This is a genomic window from Fusobacterium sp. DD2, from assembly GCF_018205345.1.
Lineage (GTDB): Bacteria > Fusobacteriota > Fusobacteriia > Fusobacteriales > Fusobacteriaceae > Fusobacterium_A.
Genome location: NZ_JADRHM010000003.1, coordinates 34,462 through 59,831 on the forward strand (window position 1 = coordinate 34,462; position 25,370 = coordinate 59,831).

At 31.9% G+C, this 25,370-nt stretch carries 22 protein-coding genes; 11 read left to right on the forward strand and 11 right to left on the reverse strand.

Going from position 1 to position 25,370, the window contains the following annotated elements:
• Window positions 1-61 precede the first annotated feature (61 nt).
• Genes IX290_RS00865 through dpaL form a run of 4 tightly spaced genes read right to left on the reverse strand, consistent with a single transcriptional unit; the run spans window position 62 to window position 5,620 of the window.
• Window positions 62-1,654 (reverse strand): D-aminoacylase, encoded by a 1,593-nt coding sequence (locus tag IX290_RS00865; protein ID WP_211491337.1) that lies wholly within the window; start codon window positions 1,652-1,654, stop codon window positions 62-64.
• Between the two features lie 31 nt (window positions 1,655-1,685).
• On the reverse strand, window positions 1,686-3,158 hold the full coding sequence (locus IX290_RS00870; RefSeq protein ID WP_211491338.1) for a sodium:solute symporter family protein: 1,473 nt from the start codon (window positions 3,156-3,158) through the stop codon (window positions 1,686-1,688).
• Window positions 3,159-3,187: 29 nt separating this feature from the next.
• Complete coding sequence (locus tag IX290_RS00875) at window positions 3,188-4,372, reverse strand: YgeY family selenium metabolism-linked hydrolase (protein ID WP_211491339.1); 1,185 nt, start codon at window positions 4,370-4,372, stop codon at window positions 3,188-3,190.
• Between the two features lie 27 nt (window positions 4,373-4,399).
• Window positions 4,400-5,620, reverse strand: a complete 1,221-nt coding sequence (gene dpaL / locus IX290_RS00880; protein ID WP_211491340.1) for a diaminopropionate ammonia-lyase — start codon at window positions 5,618-5,620, stop codon at window positions 4,400-4,402.
• 307 nt (window positions 5,621-5,927) lie between these two features.
• Here dpaL and IX290_RS00885 point away from each other — a divergent pair, with 307 nt between their 5' ends.
• Window positions 5,928-7,646, forward strand: a complete 1,719-nt coding sequence (locus tag IX290_RS00885) for a sigma 54-interacting transcriptional regulator (protein WP_211491341.1) — start codon at window positions 5,928-5,930, stop codon at window positions 7,644-7,646.
• A gap of 78 nt (window positions 7,647-7,724) precedes the next feature.
• Here the strand turns inward: IX290_RS00885 and IX290_RS11765 are convergent, their stop codons facing one another.
• Window positions 7,725-8,420 carry a DUF134 domain-containing protein gene (locus IX290_RS11765; protein ID WP_349290730.1) on the reverse strand — a complete coding sequence of 232 codons (696 nt, stop codon included), beginning with the start codon at window positions 8,418-8,420 and terminating at the stop codon, window positions 7,725-7,727.
• Between the two features lie 152 nt (window positions 8,421-8,572).
• On the opposite strand from IX290_RS11765, the gene IX290_RS00900 reads away from it, so the two are divergent.
• Window positions 8,573-9,352, forward strand: coding sequence for an HAD family hydrolase (locus IX290_RS00900; RefSeq protein WP_211491342.1), 780 nt, complete (start codon window positions 8,573-8,575; stop codon window positions 9,350-9,352).
• Between the two features lie 62 nt (window positions 9,353-9,414).
• Here IX290_RS00900 and IX290_RS00905 read toward each other — a convergent pair whose 3' ends face one another.
• Window positions 9,415-10,233 (reverse strand): EFR1 family ferrodoxin, encoded by an 819-nt coding sequence (locus tag IX290_RS00905; protein WP_211491343.1) that lies wholly within the window; start codon window positions 10,231-10,233, stop codon window positions 9,415-9,417.
• A gap of 92 nt (window positions 10,234-10,325) precedes the next feature.
• The gene (locus IX290_RS00910; RefSeq protein ID WP_211491344.1) at window positions 10,326-11,687 is read right to left on the reverse strand and encodes an MATE family efflux transporter; all 1,362 of its coding nucleotides are present in this window, start codon (window positions 11,685-11,687) and stop codon (window positions 10,326-10,328) included.
• A 173-nt stretch (window positions 11,688-11,860) separates the two neighbouring features.
• On the opposite strand from IX290_RS00910, the gene IX290_RS00915 reads away from it, so the two are divergent.
• From IX290_RS00915 to IX290_RS00955, 9 genes are all read left to right on the forward strand, one after another.
• A complete protein-coding gene (locus tag IX290_RS00915; protein WP_211491345.1) occupies window positions 11,861-12,130 on the forward strand; it encodes a co-chaperone GroES in 270 nt (89 codons plus the stop codon).
• Between the two features lie 16 nt (window positions 12,131-12,146).
• Entirely contained in the window at window positions 12,147-13,763 is a 1,617-nt protein-coding gene (gene groL, locus IX290_RS00920; protein ID WP_211491346.1) for a chaperonin GroEL, read from the forward strand.
• Between the two features lie 266 nt (window positions 13,764-14,029).
• Complete coding sequence (locus IX290_RS00925) at window positions 14,030-14,593, forward strand: glycerol-3-phosphate responsive antiterminator (RefSeq protein ID WP_211491347.1); 564 nt, start codon at window positions 14,030-14,032, stop codon at window positions 14,591-14,593.
• 201 nt (window positions 14,594-14,794) lie between these two features.
• Window positions 14,795-15,544: an MIP/aquaporin family protein gene (locus IX290_RS00930; RefSeq protein ID WP_211491348.1), complete on the forward strand. Its 750-nt coding sequence runs from the start codon at window positions 14,795-14,797 to the stop codon at window positions 15,542-15,544.
• A gap of 27 nt (window positions 15,545-15,571) precedes the next feature.
• Complete coding sequence (gene glpK, locus IX290_RS00935; RefSeq protein WP_211491349.1) at window positions 15,572-17,074, forward strand: glycerol kinase GlpK; 1,503 nt, start codon at window positions 15,572-15,574, stop codon at window positions 17,072-17,074.
• A 144-nt stretch (window positions 17,075-17,218) separates the two neighbouring features.
• On the forward strand, window positions 17,219-18,664 hold the full coding sequence (locus IX290_RS00940) for an NAD(P)/FAD-dependent oxidoreductase (RefSeq protein ID WP_211491350.1): 1,446 nt from the start codon (window positions 17,219-17,221) through the stop codon (window positions 18,662-18,664).
• Window position 18,665: 1 nt separating this feature from the next.
• Window positions 18,666-19,931: an FAD-dependent oxidoreductase gene (locus IX290_RS00945; RefSeq protein WP_211491351.1), complete on the forward strand. Its 1,266-nt coding sequence runs from the start codon at window positions 18,666-18,668 to the stop codon at window positions 19,929-19,931.
• 1 nt (window position 19,932) lies between these two features.
• Window positions 19,933-20,277, forward strand: coding sequence for a DUF1667 domain-containing protein (locus tag IX290_RS00950; protein ID WP_211491352.1), 345 nt, complete (start codon window positions 19,933-19,935; stop codon window positions 20,275-20,277).
• Window positions 20,278-20,371: 94 nt separating this feature from the next.
• Window positions 20,372-21,460, forward strand: a complete 1,089-nt coding sequence (locus IX290_RS00955) for an antitoxin (protein ID WP_211491353.1) — start codon at window positions 20,372-20,374, stop codon at window positions 21,458-21,460.
• Between the two features lie 46 nt (window positions 21,461-21,506).
• On the opposite strand, the gene manA is transcribed toward IX290_RS00955, so the two are convergent.
• The 4 genes from manA to IX290_RS00975 all read right to left on the reverse strand — a co-directional run bounded on the left by manA (window position 21,507) and on the right by IX290_RS00975 (window position 25,356).
• Window positions 21,507-22,475, reverse strand: a complete 969-nt coding sequence (manA, locus tag IX290_RS00960; RefSeq protein WP_211491354.1) for a mannose-6-phosphate isomerase, class I — start codon at window positions 22,473-22,475, stop codon at window positions 21,507-21,509.
• An 8-nt stretch (window positions 22,476-22,483) separates the two neighbouring features.
• Window positions 22,484-23,359: an ROK family protein gene (locus IX290_RS00965; protein WP_211491355.1), complete on the reverse strand. Its 876-nt coding sequence runs from the start codon at window positions 23,357-23,359 to the stop codon at window positions 22,484-22,486.
• 126 nt (window positions 23,360-23,485) lie between these two features.
• A complete protein-coding gene (gene deoC / locus IX290_RS00970; protein WP_211491356.1) occupies window positions 23,486-24,151 on the reverse strand; it encodes a deoxyribose-phosphate aldolase in 666 nt (221 codons plus the stop codon).
• A 14-nt stretch (window positions 24,152-24,165) separates the two neighbouring features.
• A complete protein-coding gene (locus IX290_RS00975) occupies window positions 24,166-25,356 on the reverse strand; it encodes a phosphopentomutase (RefSeq protein WP_211491357.1) in 1,191 nt (396 codons plus the stop codon).
• Window positions 25,357-25,370: the final 14 nt, after the last annotated feature.

The following is a 25,370-nucleotide window of genomic DNA, read 5'->3' on the forward strand; positions in this document are numbered from 1 at the left end:
AAAACCAAAATATAAAAAAACTACTGAGCTGTCTCCAACTCAGTAGCTTGAACTAGATTAATTATTTTTTTATACGAATAACTCTTCCTGCAAGTTTTTCATTTTTCTTGAAGTCATCAATAACAACTTCTCCATTTACTATAACATGACTAATTCCTTCAGGGAATTGAATTGGATCTGTAAATGTTCCTTTATCAATAGTAGTATTTTCATCAAATATTACTAAGTCAGCAAAGTATCCTTCTTTTAATAGACCTCTATTATCAATTTTGAAAGTTTTAGCAGGTTTATTTGTCATTTTATAGATTGCTTCTTCTAAACTCATTGCTTTCATTTCTCTGACAAATTTACCTATTACTCTTGGGAATGCTCCATAAACTCTTGGATGTGGTTTACCACCTAATAATCCATCTGTACAAATATTACTTTCTTCTCTAGTCATAAATGTAACAACATGCTCATCTTTTCCATAGTAATCGTACATTCCAACAGCATTTTCTTCCTCTTTTAATAGATCAAATACTGCATCAAATTTATCTTTTCCTCTCATTTCAGCTATTTCAAGAAGATTTTTACCGATACAATCTTCATTTGCTTTTGTTTTAACTGATGTTACATAGATACCATCAAATCCAGCAAAATCAATGAAGTTATCCCAACCAGGTATTCCATTTATAATATCATGTTTCATTCTAGCTCTATCTTCAGGATTTCCCAATCTTTCAACAAGCTTATCTGTTCCACCTGCATGAGCCCATGAAGGAATAATAACTCCAAGCATTGTACTTCCAGCTACATAAGGATATTGGTCATAAGAAATTCTTATTCCTTCTTCTTTACACTTATCTAAAAGAGCTATTATATCCTTTATTAAATGCCAGTTATTTTTTCCACAAATTTTAAAGTGTGAAAAATGTATTTTTACTCCACTTTGTTTTGCAATATTAATTACTTCATTCATTGATTCAATCATAGTATCTGCTTCACTTCTTTGGTGAATTACTAATGGTCTATCAAATTCAGCAGCAACTTTACATATTTCAACTAATTCTTTAGTCTCAGAATAAGCACACGGAATATAAATAAGTCCAGTAGAAATTCCAGCAGCTCCTGCTTCTAATTCTCTTCTAGTAATATCTCTCATTTTTGCTAGTTCTTCATCTGTAGCAACTCTAGCTTCTAATCCCATTGCTTCCATTCTTATATTTCCATGTGGTACTAAATATAGTTCATTTGGTCCAGATCCTGTTTTTTCTATTAGATTTAAATAGTTTTCAGTATTTTCCCAATCCCATGAAAGTTCATCGCTATCACCATCTAAACCTGCAAGATTCTTTCTCCAAGAACTTACATATTCTTTTGGTAATGGTGCCATTGATATTCCATCTTGTCCTAATATTTCTGTTGTAATACCTTGACGAAGTTTAGGTTCAATGAAAGGTTCAACCAATACTTTTAAATCTGAGTGGCTATGAGTATCTATAAATCCAGGACTTACTACTTTTCCTGTAGCATCAATTACTCTATCAACTTTTTCATTTATTTCATCTTTTGAAATCTTTACTATTTTATCATTTTCTAATAAAATATTTCCAACATATCTTTTTTCTCTGCTTCCATCAATAATTTGCCCATTTTTTATTAAAATTTTCATCTAAATTCCTCCAAATATTTTGTCTTAAATCCTACATCTCATCAAATTTAATTTCTGGTGCTGGTTCTACTCCCATTTTTCTTTCAATGGCTGACATTGCGAAAATAACTATGAACGCTACAATTCCACCAGGCACCATTGCATTTAATCCCCAAGGTGTATTAAATCCATAAATCCATATTGCTGCAACTATTGTTCCTACAAGGATAGATACAAATCCTGCTCTTTTTGTTACATTTTTATAGAATAATCCACAAATAAATGCTGCAAATGGTCCTGCACTTCTTAGTGCAAAAGCTCCCATCATTACACTGATAACATTGCTTGCTTCTAATGCGATAAATAATCCTATTCCACCAACTAAGAACATTGCTACCTTTGAAATGAAGATTTCTTTTTTATCATCTTTCACTCCATTATTCATGTAAGGAACAAAAATATCATTTGTAAACATAGTTGCTGTTGCTATCATATTTCCAGCAGCACTACTCATTGTTGCCGCAACTATTGCTGCTAGTACAACACCTGCAATCAATGGATGTGCAAAAGTTAAAGTTGCTTGTGCTAAAGCATTTTTTTGTGATCCACCTAAAATATAACCATCTATACATACATATGCTAATAGACCAATTATTGCTGGCACTATTGCATATAGAGCTGAAACTACTCCTGCTAATATAGAACCAAGTTTTGCAGCCTTACCATCCTTGGCTGAACAATAAGTTTGAACTATTTCTTGTCCAGTTGGGAAAGTCATAAAGTACATTGCAACATATCCTAAAATAGTTGTAGCTCCAATTTTAGTCATACTTAAGAAATCCATGTTGACACCTGATTCATTTGTCATCGCTCTTGCTTTTTCAAATAATGCGTCAAATCCACCAACCTTATCACTATTTACCATAATAAACATTGCCACAGTCATTCCAACAGTTATGAACAATACGTGCATAAGGTTTGCTGCTGTAACAGACTTAAATCCACCAATCATTGTATAAATAATTACAACCACTGTACTTACTATTGCTGCTGTTTTAAAGTTCAATCCAGTTACAACGTTTATTATTGAAGCTGTTGCTATAATTTGTGCCCCAGTTGCCATAAATAATGCAGTTATCGAAGTTAAAGCTGTAAAAATATGTGATGCTTTTCCATATCTCTTACTTATAATTTCAGGAACTGTATTAGCTTGAGCTCTTCTAAAATATGGCGCTATAAATGATACTAAAACAAATCCTATTCCTCCTGCTATAACATACCAAGATGCTGACAATCCATATTGATATACATTTGTAGCAATTCCAGTTGTACTTGCTCCTCCAGTATTTGCAGCAAATAATGTTCCTGCTAATACTACTGGTCCTAAAGATTTACTAGCCATTAAAAAGTCATCATTACTTTCTTTTTCCTTCGCTTTTTTTCTTGAAGCAAAAAGTCCAATTCCTACAGTTGCCAACATATATAGTAATATTATTACCAATGCTGTAATCTGTTCATTACGCATAAAAAACCCCTCCTAAATTATAGTCTAAACTATTTCGCTAAATATTCCTTTAAAATTGCGTAGTAACCTTCAGATACTTTATATAATTGATCTAATTCTATGTATTCATCAATAGTATGAGCTAAGTTTTCTTTTGATGGTCCATATCCTATTGTTTTTATTCCAGCTTCACCTGCATAATGAGATCCATTAGTACAGAAGTTATAGTTTGTAATTTCTGGATTTTGTCCAATTCCTTTTAAAGCTTTTACAGCTTTTTGGATATACTCTTCATTTTTATCATATAGCCATCCTGGGAAGAATCTTTCTCCTTCTATAGTATCTCCAGTCCAACATTTTTCTTTTCCTTTTGCATATGAAACTTTAGCTTTTAATTCTTTATCATTTTTCATCATTTCATCTAATAAATCTTGGATAGGTTTTAAAACACTTTCTTTTGTTTCATTTACAAGAAGTCTTCTATCATAAGTAGCTTTACAATAATCTGGTACAACTGATGCTCCTGGATATGGAGATGATTTTATATCAGTAAGTTCTAGAATTCCGTATCCTAAAACATCATGATGAGTCATTGGAAGTTGTTTTATTTTTTCAATAATTCCCATTATTTTGTACACAGCATTTATTCCTTTTTCAGGGTTAGCAGAGTGAGATGGTTTTCCAAAAGTTTCTACAACTATTTCTCCTCTTCCTCTTTGACCAATCTTTAGATTTAATTGAGAAGCTTCTCCTATAATTACAAAATCAGGTTTTACATATTTGCTTATTTCTCTTGCAGCAACTCCTTCAAAACACTCTTCATGTACTACTCCTGCAATGTATATTTCCCCAGCAAATTCTTTTTTAAGGTCTTGTGCTAAATATGCTCCTGCAAGCAACATAGCGCATAAAGCACCTTTCATGTCACTAGTTCCTCTTCCATAAAGTTTTCCGTCTATTACTTCTCCTTCAAAAGGTTTCTTCTCCCATTTTTCTTCATCAACAGGAACTGTATCCATATGTCCATCCATTAACACTTTTGGTCCTGGATAATTTCCTTTAATTTTTCCAATTACGCTTCCATATTTATCAATATGAACTTCATCATATCCAACTTCTAAACAGATTTTTTTGATATACTCAGCTATTTCTTTTTCTTCTCCTGAGTAGCTTCTTCTTCTAATCATATTTTGTAAAACTTCAACTAATTGATTTTTTCTTTCTTGTGAAAACATTTTATTCCTCCTAATTTTTTTTATTTTTTATTTATTACAGTAAGCTCCGTTCCATACAACATTTTCATATCCAACTATGTCAGTATCCCCTTCTGTACTGATACATAATATTTTAGAATTTTCATCAATCTTTAACTTCTCAAGAAGTTCTTTACATTCATCTGGTTTATCTATTAAAATAGTAAATAGTCCAAGTCCAACTGCTCCAGATTCTCCAGATATAACTCTTTTATCATCTTTCAATGGACTAGATAAAACTCTCATTCCTCTTGCTGAAATTGAATCATCACATGATACTGAGAAATCAGCATTATCTCTTAAAATTTTCCAACTTATAGTATTTGGTTCTCCGCAAGCAAGACCAGCCATTATTGTTGTAAGGTCTCCTCCAACACTATGTGGATTTCCATCATTTGCAAGCATTGATTTATAAATACAGTTTGCTCCATGAGGCTCACAAATAATTGTTATTGGTCTATCTTCTCCATATAATTGTGCTAAGTACCCTTGAATAGCTCCAGCAAAAGATCCAACTCCTGCTTGTAAGAATACATGTGTAGGTTTTTCGTCAGTAGCTTTTAATTGATCCACTACTTCATTTATTATTGTTGAATAACCTTGCATTATCCATAAAGGAATATCTTCATAACCATCCCATGCTGTATCTTGTACCATAACCCATCCACACTCTTCTGCTTTCTTATTAGCTAATCTAACAGCATCGTCATAGTTCATATCAGTTATTGTTACATCTGCACCTTCATTTTTTATTGCATCAAATCTCATTTGTGCAGATCCTTTAGGCATATACACTACAGATTTTTGATTCAATCTGTTAGCCATCCATGCAACTCCTCTTCCATGGTTACCATCTGTTGCAGTTACAAAAGTAACATCTCCTAATTCTTTTTTTACTGCATCTGATACTAATACGTTATAAGGCAGTTCACTTATATCTTTATGTAATTTATTGCTTAAGTATTTCCCAATAGCATAAGATCCACCTAATACTTTGAATGCATTTAATCCGAATCTCTTTGATTCATCTTTAACCCATATCTTTTTTACTCCATAGTGATTTGCTAAGTTATTTAATTCAACTAAAGGAGTTGGTTTATAATTTGGTAAACTTTTATGAAATGTATAAACCTCTTTCATAGTTTTCTCGTCAAAACCTTCCAATTTAGATTTTTTATAATTTTTGTCTCTACTTCTAGTATTTTGAACCCAATCAATAAGTTTTTTCATTCCTATCTTTTCCTCCTATTTTTATCTTTTGCTACTTTATATAGCAATTTTGATGCCAAATTTAAAATTCTATTTTAACCATGAAATATATACAAAAATAGTTTATTAAAAGAAGAATATATCTTGGGTCTTATATTTTTATCAGTCTTTTATTTATCAAAATGATAAATAAGTATCATTTTGATAAAATAATATGTAACACAAATTATATCACAATTTAAAGTGTTAATTCTGAAATAATTTAACTTTTTTATATCATTATGATAAAATAATGGATGAAATTAGAAAAATAATTAAAGGAGAAGAGATGGATATACTTTTTAAATTAAAAAAAGATATAATGTTATACGCAGAAACAATTGCCAATATACTTAACGTTGATGTAGAAGTTATGGATCAGAATCTCATTAGAATTGCAGGTACTGGTAGACTAGCTGATAAAGTTGGATTAAATATGTCAAAGGAATCACACGTATATAAACATGTTTTAAAAACAGGAAAGACTATAATTATTGCTAATCCTAGAAAAGAGCCTCTTTGTAAAAATTGTCCTTCAATAGGAGAATGTAAAGAATACTTAGAGCTTTCCACTCCAATCATATTCGATTCTAGCCCAATAGGAGTTATAGGTTTGATTTGTTTTAACGACGAACAAAAAGAAGAATTTATACAAAAAAAAGAATCCTATATAAAGTTCATAGAACAGATGGCTTCATTTGTAAGCTCACACCTTTACCAGGAAACAGAAAAAATTAGAATTGAGAATAACAACAAAGTCTTATTAAATATTGTTGATCGAATTCCAAATCCAATTATCATTACTAATGAATACAATCAAATAGAATTAATTAATGAAATGGGTAGTGCACTTTTCCAATCTCCAGAAGTTCATTCAGATGTTAAAGTAACAAATCTTGAACAATTCATAGATAAGAAAAAATTCATTCTTACTTGTAACAACGTAAAAAATGAAGTAGTTGGAGACATTCTTGACTTTCCTACACATATGGGAAGATTTAGAACTCTTTATATATTTGAAGAAGCTGTAAAATTCAGATCTTATCTTAGACAATTTAACACTGATGAAGAACACAGTTTTATTTTTTCCTCTGCTGAAATGCAAGAAGTATACGTTAAAGCTTTAAAAGTAGCAAAAACAACAACATCAGTTTTAATTACAGGTGAAAGCGGAACTGGAAAAGAAGTTATTGCCAAAATAATTCATTGTAATAGTGAAAGAAAAAATAAACCATTTATTCCTATTAACTGTGGTGCAATTCCTGAAAATTTAATAGAAAGTGAGCTTTTTGGGTATGTTAAAGGAGCTTTCACCGGAGCAAATCCTAAAGGTAAGGTGGGATATTTTGAGCAAGCTAATGGTGGCACAATTTTCTTAGATGAAATTGGAGATATGCCTTTACCTTTACAAGTTAAACTTCTAAGAGTACTTCAGGAAAAAACAATTTCACCAGTTGGATCTGATACAAGTAAAACAATTGATGTCAGAGTAATTGCAGCTACAAATCAAAATTTATTAGAAATGGTAAAAGAAAATACTTTTAGAGGGGATTTATTTTACAGATTAAATGTTTTCCCTATTAATATTCCTCCATTAAGAGTAAGACCTGTAGATATAAAAGCTATTTCTGAATTTTTTGTAACTAAATATTGCCGTAAATTTGGAACATCTCAAAAAAAATTATCTCCACAAGTAATGAATAGTTTTATTTCATATCCATGGCCAGGAAATATAAGAGAATTAAAAAATATTATTGAATATCTTGTAAATGTTGTAGATGTCAATGAAAATGTAATAACTACTGTACATCTACCACCTCATTTTACAACTACTGGAAATAGTGAACTTTTTAAAACAATGGCCCAAATTGAAAAAGAAACTATTGAAAAAATGTTAAGTAAGTTTGGATACACCTCTGCTGCGAAACAAAAAATAGCTAAAATTTTAGATATAGGTATTGCAACTCTTTATAGAAAGATAAAACAATACCAATTAGAAAAAGAATAGATTGGAAAACAAAAAAGCCTGGAAATAAATTCCAGACTTTTTTGAATTTGTATAGTTGTATGTTTGCAAATATCAAAATTAGTGTTTGCAGTGGTGATCTTCACCTTCATGATGATGGTGATGTTGACATGCTGTACCTTGAGATTTTAAGTTTCCAGCAAGGTATGTTTCTAATACAGTGCTGATTTTACCATTGATTCCAAGTATTACTTCTCCACCATTTGCTTTTATCATATCAAAAGCTCTGCTTCCCATTGTTCCAATAATAACTACATCCACTTTATTTTCAGCAATAAATCTAGGGAATACTCCTGGTGCATGTTCTGGAGCAGCTAACATCTCTTTATTTACAATGTTTCCATCTTCTATTGTAAAAATAACAAAGTTAGCACAGTGTCCAAAGTGATCTCCTACATTTACACCATCATTAGTTCCAAACCCTACTCTTAAATTTTTATTCATATTATCATCTCCTATAGTTTTTATCTCATCAGAATAATCATTTTTCAATTTTATCGCTTTTTTATGAAGTAGAGCATCTAAAATCTTTCGTCTGCCTTCATTTAAAAGTCTTTGAATAGTACCACGGGAGATTTCCATAATCTCACCAGCTTCTATCTGACTTTTATTTTCGTAATCACAAAGTCTTACAGCTTCCAGTTCATCTACTTCTATTTCAACTATCTCTAAATCTGCCAAAGGAATACCAGTAGGTTTGAAAATTATCTCATTTTGCAAAATCCTACAACAACGTGTCTTTTTACATCTAGGCACTTTATCACCTCAGTAAATTTTATTGTGTGCATATGCACAATTAAAATATACTCCTTTCTTATTAAAATGTCAATATATTATTTTTTACAATATCTTCTCTTTTATATTTCACATTTTTGGTGTATTATATAGTACACAAGAGGTGAGATTTTATGAAATTTGTAGTATCAGACTTAGATGGAACACTTTTACAGCCAGATCACTTACCAAGTGAATACGCAAAAAAGGCTATAACTAAACTTATTGATAGAGGAATAAATTTTGTAATTGCAACTGGAAGAGGAAAACTGGGAGTTCAAGAGATTTTAAAAAAATTGGATACTGATATTTTCCTTATATGTAATAATGGAGCAAATATTTATAATAAAGAGGGAAAACTTATATATGAAGATTTGATTCCTTCTAAAATTGCTGCTGATATTTTACAGACAATAAAAGATAACAACCATTTTTATAGTGGATTTAGAGAAAATTATTATTATCGTGATAAAGATGATAATAGGGATCATTCAACAAGAACTCTTTTTACAGAGGTTATTCTTGATACTCCTAAAGATTGTCCTGAACTTAATAAAATAATAGTAGTAGATGAGGATACAGATATTATTTTAAAAATAAATAAAGTTCTAAGAGAAAAATTTGCTTCTCAAGTTGAGATTACCCTTTCTCAACCTACATGTATAGATATCTCTCCTAAAGGTTGCAGCAAAGGAGCTGCTCTAAGACATTTAGCAGAGATTTTTAATCTTAACCTTGACGAATTTATGGCTTTTGGAGATGGAGAAAATGATCTTGATATGTTAAGAACAGCTGGTCATCCAGTAATAATGGCCAATTCACAGGAGATTATAAAAAAAGAATTTCATAATATGACACTTTCAAACATAGACGATGGTGTTGCTAAATATATTGAAAAATATTTTAATCTATAAAACTTATATAAAATGGGCTATTGCATTTATAAATCTGCAATAGCCCATCTTTTTAACATATTCTATAGAAATAACTCAGGTTCATTTCTCTTTTCAGAGTATTCAGCTTCTAATTCTGATTTATGATACAGATATCCTTTATCATCATAATACTTAGCTTCCTGTGGACATCTTTTAACACATGCACAGCATTTAATACATATTCCTGTTACCTGACTTGGATCTTCAAGAGAAATTGATCCCATAGGACAAATTCTTGCACATAATCCACATTTTACACATTTATCATTTGTCAGAGGTTTTACCTTTCTTATATCTATCTTTTCTCCTTTTCTGTCCCTTGGCTGATAATACCATCTATATGGCTTTGGAGTCCCTTTAACCTCAACTAAAGAGATATTATTTGCAATAATTTTATCATAAATTTTGTCTGCAAATTCATGAACAACTTCTATATCTTTAGCATCAGGTCTTCCTGCTCCTAATATTTTTGAAAAAGAGTGCTCTCCTACAAAAGCTCCTGCTGCCACTGGCATAAATCCATCATCAGCTAAAATATCTCTAAGTTCTATCAATGCGTCATCATAATTTCTATTACCATAAAGTGAAACAGGAACTGCCAATGCTCCATTTCCTTCAATTGATTTTAGATATTCAAGCATAAGATTTGGAACTCTTCCAGCAATAGTTGGCATACCAAAAACAACTAAATCTCCCTTTTCAAATTTTAGTATATCTTTTCTTTTTTCAGGCACTGTAAAATCATAAATCTTTTCTTCAATATTAAATTTTTTCCCAAGAGATTTTGCCAACTCTTCTACAACTTTTTTTGTTGTTCCTGTTGCACTAAAATATACTCCCCACACTCTCTTTATTTCCATAATCCATCCCCTCTTTTAATTATTATTATTTACCCTCGCTTCACTATATATTATATAGTAATATTTTTATCCTGGTATTTCAACATAAATCTCTATACAGTTACATCTTTCATCCATCTTAGAGATCTGTATCTTAACATTGCAAAACATAGTTTTATAACTTCACAAAACTCTGCTATTGCTATTACGTAATATATAGGAAGAGCAAAATAAGCCCCCACAAATGCCATTGGTACACCATATAACCACAGTGGCAGAATATCTAAATAAAATGCCACCTTAGTATCTCCACCTGCTCTAAAAATCCCAATCAAAATAGCCCAGTTTACCATTTTAAAGAAGATTAATCCTCCATATACCTGGACAGTTTTTTCTGCCATATAAGTGATATCTTCAGGCAGATGATATAGAGAAACAATAGGATTTACAAATATTTCAACCATTACAAAGCAAAATGCTGCCATTATAAAGGCCACATATAAAACCTGTTTTGCATAAAAAATAACTTTTTCTTTATTTCCTTCACCAATAGTATGACCTATTATAACTGCTGCTGAATTGGCAATCCCCATAAAAAGTATTGCTGAAAAGGTTGATACAACATCTGCAATTTGAGCACAGGCAGCCTGATCTGTTCCAAGTTTGGCATAAGCTATAGTAAGAGCAATAGTACCTAATATCCACATTGACTCTGTACACATAACAGGTGTTGATACTCTTATTATCTCTTTTATCAGTTCTTTTGATACATTAATATATGAAGATAGTTTTCCTTTTAAATTAAAGTCTTTTATGTATACAATTGTCAAAATAATTACCATTTCAATAATTCTTGCAATAATAGTAGCAATTGCAGCACCTTTTTCTTCCAGTCTAGGTAATCCAAAGTTTCCATAGATAAGACAGTAGTTAAAAAATGTATTTGCAACTACTCCAATTGCTGCTGCAAACATAGGATATTTAGTATATCCCATAGAACGCAGAGTATAGGCTATTCCTGATGAAATAGCATAAAAAATATAACAGTATACAACAATCTCTATATATGATACACCTATTTCAATTACCCTGGTATCTTTAGAGAAAATCTTTATTATTTCATTAGAAAAATAATGACCAATAAAAGCAAATACTATTCCTATAAAGACAGCACACCTCATCATAAGGCCGAATATCTTTTTAATAGCATCATAATTCTTTTTACCATAATATTGAGCAACAAAGACTCCCATTCCACTGCACACGCCAAAAATAACAAGGTCCAATATTCTGTATAGACTTCCTGCAAATCCAACAGCTGCTAAATACTCTGTTCCTAATCTTCCAATCATCAAATTATCTATAAAATTTAACGAAGAAGAAACTAATTGCTGTATAGTTAACGGAATTCCAATTGCCAAAAAACTTTTATAAAAATTTCTAAGATCACTGTTATCTCTCAACTTGGCAAACATCTTTCCATCCTCCTTATTTTTTATATAAGGACATTTTAACAATACTTCTAAAAAAATACAATGAATTTTCAAAAAACTATTGACAGTTAATTGTAAATGATTTAATATATTAATAGATTGAGTAGCACTCAGTTATATAGAGTGCTAATAAAAATTATGGAGGCATAGATATCATGAATATTAGACCTATTGGTAAAAGAGTTTTAGTTAAATTGATAAAAGAAGAAGAAAAAACAGCAAGTGGTATTATTCTTCCAGGAGCTGGGGACAAAGAAAAACCTAATATGGGTGAAGTAATGGCTGTTGGAACTGGAGAAGACATGCCTAAGATAGAAGTTGGAGAAAAAGTAATTTATGCTAAATACTCAGGAACTGAGATAAAAGATGGAGAAGAAAAATATCTTATTTTAAATATAGAAGATGTATTAGCTATTATTGACTAATTTTGGAGGGATATAAATGGCAAAAATTTTGAAATTTGATGAGGAAGCAAGAAAAAAACTTGAAATAGGAGTTAACACATTAGCTGACGCTGTTAAAATAACATTAGGACCAAGAGGAAGAAATGTTGTACTTGAAAAAAGCTATGGTTCACCATTAATAACAAATGACGGTGTATCAATTGCTAAAGAGATAGAACTTGAAGATCCATTTGAAAATATGGGAGCACAACTTATAAAAGAAGTAGCTACAAAAGCTAATGACGTAGCTGGAGATGGTACTACTACTGCAACTATTTTGGCTCAGGCTATTGTTAAAGAAGGGCTAAAAATGGTAAGTGCAGGAGCTAATCCTATGTTTATCAAAAGAGGTATCGAAAAAGCTACAAAAGAGGTAATTAAACATTTAAAAGAAAAAGCAAAAAAAATCGAATCAAATGAAGAGATTGCACAAGTTGCATCAATTTCTGCAGGAGATGAAGAGATTGGAAAACTAATAGCACAAGCTATGGAAAAAGTCGGAGAAACTGGAGTTATCACTGTTGAAGAAGCAAAATCACTAGACACTACTCTAGAGGTAGTTGAAGGAATGCAATTTGACAAAGGATATATTTCACCTTATATGGTTACTGATTCAGAAAGAATGGTTGCTGAACTTGATAATCCATTCATTTTAATCACTGATAGAAAAATCTCAAGTATGAAAGATATTCTACCTATACTTGAACAGACAGTGCAAGCTTCAAGACCAGTTTTAATTATTGCTGATGAACTTGAAGGTGAAGCTCTTACTACTCTAGTTATCAACAAACTTAGAGGAACATTAAATGTAGTAGCTGTAAAAGCTCCTGCATTTGGAGATAGAAGAAAAGCTATGCTTGAGGATATTGCTATTCTTACAGGTGGAGAAGTAATAAGTGAAGAAAAAGGACTTAAACTTGAAGAAACAACTATTCCTCAATTAGGTACTGCAAAAAGAGTTAAGGTTACTAAAGACAATACAATAATTGTAGATGGTTTTGGAGATAGTGAAGCTATCCAAACAAGAGTTGGAGCTATTAAAAATCAAATAGCAGAATCAACTTCTGACTATGATAAAGAAAAACTTCAGGAAAGACTTGCTAAACTTTCTGGTGGAGTTGCAGTTATAAAAGTTGGAGCTGCTACAGAAACTGAAATGAAGGATAAAAAACTTAGAATAGAAGATGCTTTAAATGCTACAAGAGCTGGAGTTGAAGAGGGAATTGTAGCAGGTGGAGGAACTATCTTAGTTGAAATTGCTAAAGATATGGAAGATTTTAAACTTGAAGGTGAAGAAGGAGTTGGAGTTGAAATAGTTAAAAAAGCACTAACTGCTCCTTTAAAACAAATTGCAGACAATGCTGGTATCGATGGTGCTGTTGTTCTTGAAAAGATAAAAGAACTTCCTAAAGGATATGGATTTAACGCAATTTCTGAAATCTACGTAAATATGCTTGAAGCAGGTATAATAGATCCAGTTAAAGTAACTAGATCAGCTATCCAAAATGCTGCATCTATATCTGCACTAATACTGACAACTGAAGTGTTAGTAGCTACTAAAAAAGAGCCAAAACAACATGAGATGAATCCAGGTATGATGCCTGGAATGATGTAAAAATAGATCATTTTTCTTAATCAATATAGCCTGTCATCTAAATTTAGATGACAGGTTTTTTTGTCTATAATTTATTGCTTTTTGAGATAATTTTACAAAAATAAAGGTTGATATCTGTACTATTTTCGACGCAAAACTAAGTTCTATCATCTATATTAGTATTTAGAACTCTCTATTTTAGAAAAATACCTTTTTTTCTTGTAAAAAACGTGATATCATTTAAATAGACATTAAAAAATTAAAATATAAAAAAAAGGAGAATACCTATGCATAATATTAAAGAGATATTAGAAAGAAATCCAATAATTCCAGCAGTTAAAAATGATGTTAACTTAATTGAAGCTATTCACAGTAATAGTGAAATCGTATTTGTAATTATGGCAGATATCCTTAATATCAAAGATATTGTTACAAAGTTAAAAGAGGCAAATAAAATAGTTTACGTTCATATAGATATGGTGGATGGACTTTCTAGTTCTAATAATGGAGTTGAATTTTTAATGAAAGAGATCAACCCTGATGGAATCATAACAACTAAACATAATTTAGTAACTTTTGCTATAAAAAATAATATCAGTGTCATTCAAAGATTTTTTGTATTAGATTCTTTTTCTCTTTCAAATACTATCTCTCATATAAGAGAAAATACTCCAAATGCAGTTGAAATATTACCAGGATTAATGCCTAAAATAATTTCAAGAATAGACCGTTCAGTGAAGATTCCTGTTATTACTGGAGGACTTATTGATGAGAAGGAAGATATCATAAATGCTTTAGGTGCAGGTGCAATGGGTATATCTACTACAGATAAAGATTTATGGAACATCTAACCTATCTAGTTTAAAACAGTATAGTTTAAAACAGTAAAAAATGTATTGACAAAAATCACTTTTAGGATTATACTTAATGTAATGTTATAGAGCTATGTGATTTGTGAGGCGGAAGAAACCTTACTACTCTGAGGGTAGTAAAGTTTTTTTAAGCCTCTTTTTTTCATATAGCCCAAAAAAATATTTAAGGGGGAATTACGTATGGAACCAAGTTCAATGTATTTGGCCGAATTTATCGGTACTGCCTTACTCTTACTTATGGGAAACGGAGTTAACATGACTCTATCTCTAGACAAGAGTTTCGGAAAAGGAGGAGGTTGGATGGTAACTTGCTTCGGTTGGGGTATGTCAGTTACTATGTCAGCTTATCTTACAGGATGGGTAAGTGGTGCACACTTAAATCCAGCTTTATCAATAGCATTGGCACTTAGTGGAAGAATGGATTGGGCACTTGTACCAGGGTACATAGTTGCACAAGTTTTAGGAGGAATTTTAGGAGCTACTTTAGCTTACTTAGTTTACAAGGATCTTATGGATGCAGAACCTGACGCTGGAGTAAAATTAGGTGTTTTCTCAACTGGACCTGCAATAGACCACAAACCTTGGAACGTAGTAACAGAGATAGTTGGTACTGCTATACTTGTAGTTGGAATCTTAGCAATAGGATATGGTAAAAACATGGTGCAACCTGGAATTACACCATTCCTAGTAGGACTTCTAATCTGTGTTATAGGTATGTCAACTGGAGGAGCAACTGGATTTGCTATCAACCCTGCAAGAGACTTAGGACCTAGAATCGCTCATGCTATACTTCCTATAAAAGGTAAAGGTGGATCAAACTGGGGATATGCATGGGTACCTATAGTTGGACCAATTATTGGTGCTGTACTTGGTGTATTATTATTTGACTTCTTCGCTAATTACTGCGTTGAATGTGTATTAGGACTTTAATAACATTATCTTGGAGGTTTAAAACTTATGAATACAAAATATGTAATCGCACTTGATCAAGGAACAACTAGTTCAAGAGCTATAGTTTTTGATAGTGACCAAAAAATTGTAGGAGTTGCACAGAAAGAATTTAGACAAATTTATCCAAAAGAAGGTTGGGTAGAACATGACCCTATGGAAATATGGTCAAGCCAAAGTGGAGTACTTGCTGAAGTAATTGCAAGAACTGGTATTTCTCAACATGATATCATTGGACTTGGAATCACTAACCAAAGAGAAACTACTATAGTTTGGGACAAACACACTGGAAAACCTGTTTATAACGCAATAGTTTGGCAATGTAGAAGAACAGCTAAGATATGTGATGAACTAAAGAAAATTGAAGGTTTAGATGAATATGTAAAAGAAAATACAGGACTTTTAATTGACGCATACTTCTCAGGAACAAAAATTAAATGGATACTTGATAATGTAGAAGGTGCAAGAGAAAAAGCTGAAAGAGGAGACTTACTATTTGGTACAGTTGATACATGGTTAATATGGAAACTTACAAATGGTAAAGTTCACGCAACAGATTATACAAACGCATCTAGAACTATGATATATAATATTAAAAATCTTGAATGGGATGAAAAACTTCTTAAAATTTTAGGTATACCAAAATCAATGCTTCCTGAAGTAAAAGATTGTAGTGGAACATTTGGATACGCAAACCTTGGAGGTAAAGGTGGACATAGAGTTCCAATAGCTGGAGTTGCTGGAGACCAACAAGCTGCTCTATTTGGACAAGCTTGTTTCAATAAAGGAGATTCTAAAAACACTTATGGAACTGGATGTTTCCTACTTATGAATGTTGGAGACAAAATGGTTAGAAGCCAAAATGGACTTGTTACAACAATAGCAATTGGACTTAATGGTAAAGTTGAATATGCTCTTGAAGGAAGTATATTTATAGGTGGAGCAAGTGTACAATGGTTAAGAGACGAACTAAAACTTGTTTCTGAAGCAAGAGATACTGAATACTTTGCTAGAAAAGTTAAAGATAATGGTGGAGTATATGTAGTACCAGCATTTGTTGGACTTGGAGCTCCATATTGGGATATGTATGCTAGAGGAGCTATATTAGGACTTACTCGTGGAGCTAACAAAAACCATATAATAAGAGCTACTCTTGAATCAATAGCTTATCAAACTAGAGACGTACTTGAAGCAATGCAAGAAGATTCAGGAATTAAATTAAACAACCTGAAAGTTGATGGTGGAGCTGCTGCTAACAACTTCTTAATGGAATTCCAATCTGATATATTAGGTGTTAATGTAAGAAGACCTGTGACTCTTGAAACTACGGCTCTTGGTGCTGCATACTTAGCTGGATTAGCAGTTGGTGTATGGGAATCTAAGGAAGAAATCACTTCTCAATGGAAACTTGACCATGAGTTTACAGCTTCAATGAGTGAAGAAGAAAGAAATAAAAAATACGCTGGTTGGAAGAAAGCTGTTAAAAGATCTATGGCTTGGGACGAAGAATAAAATATTTCTTGACAAACACTTCGAAATGTAAGATAATAGTCTTGAAATAGAATATTGACTGGTGAAAAGTGAGAGTCGACAATAGGCAGGTTTTCTTCTGCCTATTTGTTGACTCTTTTTTATAAACAAAAATAGGAGGAAGGTATGTTTGACGTTATTATTATTGGAGCAGGTATAATGGGAGCTGCTACCGCTTACGAACTAGCTAAATATAACTTAAAAGTTATGGTATTAGAAAAGGAACACGATGTTTCTAATGGTACAAGTAAAGCAAACTCAGGAATCGTTCACGCTGGATATGATGCTACTGAGGGAACTTTAATGGCAAAATACAATGCATTAGGTAATGAGATGTATGAGGATCTATGTAAAGAGATAGATGCTCCATTCAAAAGAACTGGTTCTTTTGTTTTAGCATTTTCTGAGGAGGATAGAGAACATCTAAATTTACTATACAACAGAGGAATAACTAATGGTATCCCAGGAATGCAACTTCTAGAAAGAGAAGATGTATTAAAGATGGAACCTAATATCAACCCAGAAGTGAAAGCTGCTCTGTATGCTCCTACTGCTGGAGTAACAAGCCCTTGGGAAGTTACAATAAAATTACTTGAAAATGCTGTATTAAATGGTGCAGAACTTAAAACTGATGCAAAAGTTGAAAAAATAGAAAGAATTGCTGAAGGATTCAAAGTTATCCTTTCTAATAAAGAAGAACTTACTGCTAAAGTTGTTGTAAATGCTGCCGGTGTTTATGCTGATGATATTAACAACATGGTAAGCTCTAAAAAAATAAAAATAACTCCTAGAGCTGGAGAATACTTCTTACTTGATAAAGTTCAAGGAAATCTAGTTAACAAAGTAATCTTCCAATGCCCTACAAAAGTTGGTAAAGGAGTTCTAGTATCTCCAACAGTACACGGAAACTTAATAGTTGGACCAACAGCTACTACTCAAGATGACAAAGACTATGTTGGAAATACATTAGAAGCTTTTGACTTTATAAAAGCAACAGCTGTAAAAAGTGTTAAAAACATTAATTTCAGAGATAATATCAAAAACTTCTCTGGACTTAGAGCAGAAGCAGATATTCCTGATTTCATAATAGGAGAAGTTGAAGATGTTCCATTCTTCTTTAACATTGCAGGAACTAAATCTCCAGGACTTACATCAGCTCCAGCAATTGGACTGGATGTAGCAAATATGATAGTTGAAAAACTTGGAAATCCAGCTAAAAAAGCTGAACACAAGAAAAATAAACCTCATATCTACTTTATGGAATTATCACCTGAAGAAAAAGCTGAAGTAATTAAAAAAGACCCTAGATATGGAAGAATAATCTGTAGATGTGAAAGCATTACTGAGGGAGAAATAGTTGATGTTATCCATAGAATGGTTGGAGCTAAAACAGTAGATGGAATCAAGAAAAGATGTAGACCAGGTATGGGTAGATGTCAAGGTGGATTCTGTGGTCCTAGAGTACAAGAGATACTTGCAAGAGAATTACATGAAAATCTAGATGATATTGTTTTAGATAAAGTAGGTTCTTATATACTTACTGGAGAAACTAAGAAGCAGGAGGAACTATAATATGAAATTTGATTTAGTTGTAATAGGTGGAGGACCAGGAGGTCTTGCTGCTGCAATAGAAGCAAAGAAAAATGGTGTAGACAGTATTTTAGTAATAGAAAGAGATAAAGAACTTGGTGGAATTTTACAACAATGTATCCACAATGGATTCGGATTACACGAATTCAAAGAAGAATTAACAGGTCCTGAGTATGCTGAAAGATTTATAAAAGAATTAGCAAAAATGAATATAGAGTATAAACTTGATACAATGGTACTTGATATCACTCCTGAAAAAATGGTTCATGCTATAAATACAAAAGATGGATATATGGCTATTGAAGCTAAAGCTGTTATCCTTGCAATGGGATGTAGAGAAAGAACTAGAGGAGCTATATCTATTCCAGGTGAAAGACCTGCAGGAATCTTTACAGCTGGTACAGCTCAAAGATTTATAAACATGGAAGGATACATGGTTGGTAAAAAAGTAGTTATCCTTGGATCTGGAGATATCGGATTAATTATGGCAAGAAGAATGACTCTTGAAGGAGCAGAAGTTAAAGCAGTTGTTGAACTTATGCCATTCTCAGGAGGACTTGCAAGAAACATTGCTCAATGTCTAAATGACTATAATATTCCTTTATATCTAAGCCACACAGTAATTGATATTCAGGGAAAAGAAAGACTTAACAAAGTTGTAATAGCAAAAGTTGATGAAAATAGAAGACCTATTCCAGGTACTGAAATAGAATATGATTGTGATACATTACTTCTTTCTGTTGGATTAATCCCAGAAAATGATATTTCTAGAAACACTGGAATTGCAATTGACAGAAGAACATCTGGACCAATTGTTAATGAAATGATGGAAACAAGTATCCCAGGAATATTTGCTTGTGGAAACGTTGTACACGTTCATGACCTTGTTGACTTCGTTAGTGCTGAAGCTAGAAAAGCTGGTAAAGCTGCTGCTAAGTATATTAAAGATGAAGCTGTTGATGGAGAATATGTAGAACTTAAAACTGGATTTGGAATTACATATACAGTCCCTCAAAAATACAGATTGGAAAATATAGAAAACGCTCTTGAAATTTCAATGAGAGTAAACAATATCTACAAAAATATGAGACTTCAAGTTAAAGATGGAGACAGAGTATTAGTTAACATGAAAAAACAACACCTTGCTCCAGGAGAAATGGAAAAAGTTATGGTTCCTAAAAAACTATTAGAAGGTGTTCAAGGTAAAGAACTGGTAGTTACTCTTGTAGAAGAGAAAGGAGATAAGTAATATGATAAAAGAAATGGTATGTATTGTATGTCCTATGGGATGTCATCTTGAAATAGACACTAAAACTTTAGAGGTAACTGGAAACACTTGCCCTAGAGGTGAAGCTTATGCAAAAGAAGAACTTACAGCTCCAAAAAGAGTTATCACTTCTACAGTAAAAATTGAAGGTGGAATTCACAAAAGACTACCTGTTAAAACAAGTACAAGTATTCCTAAAGAATTAAATTTTAAATGTATGGAACTTCTAAATAATATCGTAGTAAAATCTCCTGTTAAACACGGTCAAGTGCTTATTAAAGACGTACTTGGAACAGGTGCAGATATAATAGCTTGCAGAGATATGTAGGCCCTTAGAATCTATCTTTAGTATTGACAAAATCAGTTTTTAAGGGTATTAACTAGGTATAGAGATTTTTTTATTAAAGATAGGAGGGATACATTTGGATAATCTGATTATTACAGTGGGTACTAGTTTAATAGAGAACTATATCGCCCATAATGAAAATAAAGATATCACCAAAGAAAACATTTTAAAATTTTATGAAGAAGAAAGAATAGAGGACTTCAGAGACAAGAGATACGCTTCTGAGATTATCTCAGTAGAAAATCTTAGAGAGAAGGGTATCTTCTCTGGAGAACACCTTTATATGATTAACCATGATACAGTAAATGGTAAACTTGCGGGAGAAGTTCTTGAAGAGTTTTTCCTAAAAAAAGGAATTGTAAAAGAGGTTACAAGAAAATCAATAAGCAAAGTTGATAAAAGACACCCAGTTGAATTTAGAACTGAAGGACTTAAAAATCTTGTTGAAGAAATCAGTAACATTGTTGATAAAGTAATTAACAAATATAATATTGCTGTTTGCACTGTTGGTGGATATACAGCTGAAATATTTATGGTAAGTCTTATGGCTCAAATTCTTGGTATCAAATCATATTTCATGTTTAGAGAATTTGAAGACGTTACTGAAATACCACCACTACCTATTAAAATAGACTACAACTACTATCTTGAAAATAAAGAATTTTTCAACAAAATTGCATCTAGCAAACCAGTTGAAAAAGCTAAAGTTGAAGAATACTTACAGCAGGAAGTAGAACTTAGCTATTTTATAGAAGACAGAATTATAGATGGAAAAGAATATGTTGAGTTATCTGCTATTGGATATTATTATCTAAAAACTGTCAAAAACTCACATCATCTTCCTAGAAGAACAACAAATGTAAATATCAACGATAAAGAGATTCCTTCTTCTACAATTACTGCAAGACCACCTGAACTTGAAGATATGATAAAGATGTTAAAAGCATCTCCATATGTTAATAAGTTAAAAGTGGTATTCTATAACCCAAATAGAAAATTAAAAGTTTCTAAATTCTTTATTCTTGACAGTGATGATTTCGAAAGCACTCTTGCTTTAGAAATGAAAACTTCTGTTGGAGGATTTAGAATAGATATATATACAGTAGCTTCTACTAAGCGTGAATATGAAGCTCTAATGATTTATTTTAACGAAAACTTCCTTTAATTAATTAACACTCACTAAAAAAGTACGGCAAAAGCCGTACTTTTTATTATATATATGATTTTAATATCTCTATATTTCCATCTAATGTTACTTCCAGATTAGCTGGTATAAACAGAGTCTCTCCTTTTCCTATTCTATAGATTTTTTCCTCAGTTCTAACTGACCCCTCTCCATCTATTACTGAATAGATTTTAAAGTTCTTGTACTTTTCATCTCTATACTTACCTTTTAGTTTAATCTTTTCAACTGTAAAATATGGAGATTTAACAAGAAGCTCTTTACTTCCTCTGGAAACTTCTATTTTCTCCCTGTCCTCTTCTCTACTCATTTCAGGCTTTTTATCAAACTCTATAACATCATATGCCTTATCCAGGTGCAAAGGTCTTAATTTACCATCTACAACTCTGTCAAAGTCATATATTCTATATGTAGTATCTGAGTTTTGCTGTATTTCACATAGTAATATACTTCCACTTAAACTTGCATGCACAAGACCAGGTGTAATATTTATAAAATCACCTTTTTTTACAGATACGCAGTTAAATAGATCTGTAAAATCACGTTTTCTACTTTTTTCAATAAAGTTTTCTCTATCTATTCCATCTTTTATTCCTAAAATAAGTCTGGCATCACTACTTGCATCTAAAATATACCAACACTCACTTTTTCCAAACTCTCCCTCTTTTTCAAGAGCATATTTATCATCTGGATGAACCTGTACAGAAAGTCTGTCATTGATATCTAAAAATTTTATAAGCAGAGGAAATTTATCTCCATATTTATCATATATCTCCTCACCTAAAATTTCACCTTTATATTCTTTTACAATCTCTTCTAAAGTTTTTCCTTTGAACTCTCCATTTTTTATTATAGAAAGTCCATTCTTATGGCAACTAACTTCCCATGATTCCCCTATTTTTTCATTTTCAGGGAGGGAAATTCCAAGTATAGTTTCAAACTCACGTCCTCCCCATACTTTTTTTACCAGATGTTTTTCAAATTTAATTGGATACATTTTCCCTCCTATTTTTGTAAAACCTGTTTAGCTAGTGCTAATCCTCCTGATATTCCAGCATTATCCCCTAATTTTGGATAGATAATATATTCATCAATATTTTCAGTTATTTCAGATACATTGATATATCCATTTAGCATCTCTTTAACCTGTTTTCTTATTTTTTCAAAGAGTTGAGACTGCTTCATTACTCCTCCACCTAATATTATTTTTTCAGGTGAAAGCATAACTATTGTTTCAACTACTGCTATTGAAAGATAGTAAGCCTCAATATCCCATGCTTTATGATCAGCAGGCAATTCATGACCTTTTTTACCCCATCTTTTTTCAATTGCAGGACCACAAGCAAGACCTTCAAGACAATTTTTATGAAATGGACATATCCCTTCAAAATCATCTTCTGGATGTTTTGGAACTATCATATGCCCTACCTCAGGATGTAAAAGTCCATGTATCATTTTTCCTTCAGCTATTATTCCAGCTCCAACTCCAGTTCCAACTGTCATATAAAAACATGAATCAAGACCTTTAGCTCCTCCCCATGTGTACTCTCCAAGTGCAGCTATGTTTACATCTGTATCAAAACCTATTGGAATATTAAAATGTTCTTTAAGCTTATTTACAATATTATAATTTTGCCACAATACTTTTGGTGTAGTTGTTATAGCTCCATAATCTTTATTTTTTGGATTTAAACTTAAAGGACCAAAGCATCCAACACCCATTGCTTCAATCTCTTTACCTTTAAAAAACTCAATAACTTTTTCCATTGTTTCTTCAGGAGATGTAGTAGGAAATACTCCTCTTTCAAATACTTCTCCATTTTCATTTCCTATAGCACAGACAAACTTTGTTCCTCCTGCTTCAATTGACCCTAACCTCATATGATTGTTTCCTCCTTATTAAATAATCCTTTGTTTAATAATACCTTTTTCTAGTTTATCACAAAATGATAATATTTGTAATATAAAAAGGGGGTCGGCTCCCCCTTTTTCTTCTATAATAAGCTATTAATATCCTTTTGCTTCTTCACCTTTAATAATTTTTACAATTCTGCTTGTTCCAAGTCTATTAGCTCCAAGCTCCATAAACTTTTCAGCATCTTCAAGTGAAGAGATTCCTCCAGCTGCTTTTATTTTAACATTTTTTCCAACATGTTTTTTCATTAGAGCTACATCTTCAAATGTTGCTCCTCCTGTTGAAAATCCAGTTGATGTTTTAATATATTCAGCTCCAGCTTCAGTTACTATTTCACACATTTTAATTTTTTCTTCTTCAGTTAAAAGTGCAGTTTCAATAATAACTTTTAATATATGTCCATTACATGCTTTATGTATTGCTTTTATCTCATCTAATATAGCATCATATCTTTTATCTTTTAGATCTCCAACATTGATAACCATATCTATCTCTTGAGCACCATTTTTTATAGCATCTTCAGTTTCAAATACTTTTACAGCTGTTGTATTATATCCATTTGGGAACCCAATAACTGTACAGATAGGAAGTTTATCTCCTACATAATCCTTAGCTCTCTTTACAAATGAAGCTGGAATACATGCAGAAGCTGTTCCATATTTTATTCCATCATCAAGTATTTGTTTTATCTCATTCCAAGTAGAAGCTTGTCCTAAAAGTGTGTGGTCTACTATTTTTAATATCTCTTTCTTATCCATATACAAATCCCTTTCTATTTCAATTTTTCAAGTATAGAATGTCCAATTGTATTCTCAGGCATCTTTACATCAAAGTTATCTGCAATAGTATTTCCTATTATTGCAAAAGTATCAAAAGTTCCAAGATCTCCATCACCTTTCATAGATGGTGAATAAGCTAAGAATGGTACCTGTTCTCTTGTATGGTCTGTTCCTGTGTAAGTTGGGTCATTACCATGGTCAGCTGTTATAATTAAAAGATCATCCTCTTTTAATTTTGGAAGTAAAACTCCTAAATTCTTATCAAATTTTTCTATCTCTTGACCATATCCTTGTGGATTTCTTCTATGTCCCCAAAGAGCATCAAAGTCAACTAAGTTTACAAAACAAAGTCCTGTAAAGTCTTCATTTGATATCTCAATAGTCTGTTCCATTCCATGAACTGAACTTTTTGATTTATAAGCTTTAGTAATTCCTTCTTCAACAAATATATCTGCTATTTTACCTACAGAGATAACATCTAAACCTGCATCTTTTAATGCATTTAATGCTGTTCTTCCATAAGGTTTTAAAGCATAGTCATGTCTATTAGAAGTTCTTACAAACTCTCCCTTTTTCTCTCCTATATAAGGTCTTGCAATGATACGACCTACTTTCCATTCATCTTTCATAGTAAGTTCTCTTGCAATTTCACAATATTTATATAGATTGTCAAGTCCCATATATTTCTCATGTCCACATATTTGTAGAACTGAGTCAGCACTTGTATAAACTATCATATCCCCTGTTGCTATTTCATGTTCTCCATATTCATCAAGTATTGCTGTTCCACTTGCAGATTTGTTTCCAACTATCTTTCTTCCACATCTTTTCTCAAGTTCAGAAATTAATTCTTTTGGAAATCCTGTGTCAGTAAAAGTTTGGAAAGGTTTTTGAATATGAAGTCCCATCATTTCCCAGTGTCCTGTCATAGTATCTTTTCCAACACTTGCTTCATTTAAAGCTGCATAATAACCTATTGGTTTTTCAACTTTTTCCACATGTTTTATTGGATGAAGATTTGCTATTCCCATTTTTTGTAAATTAGGAATATCTAAAGATGGAACTGATTGAGCAATATGTCCTAAAGTATCAACTCCAATATCTCCATATTTAGCAGAATCTTTCATAGCTCCTATTCCTAATGAATCCATTACTATGACAAATATTCTTTTATATTTTTTCATTTTATTCTCCTCAA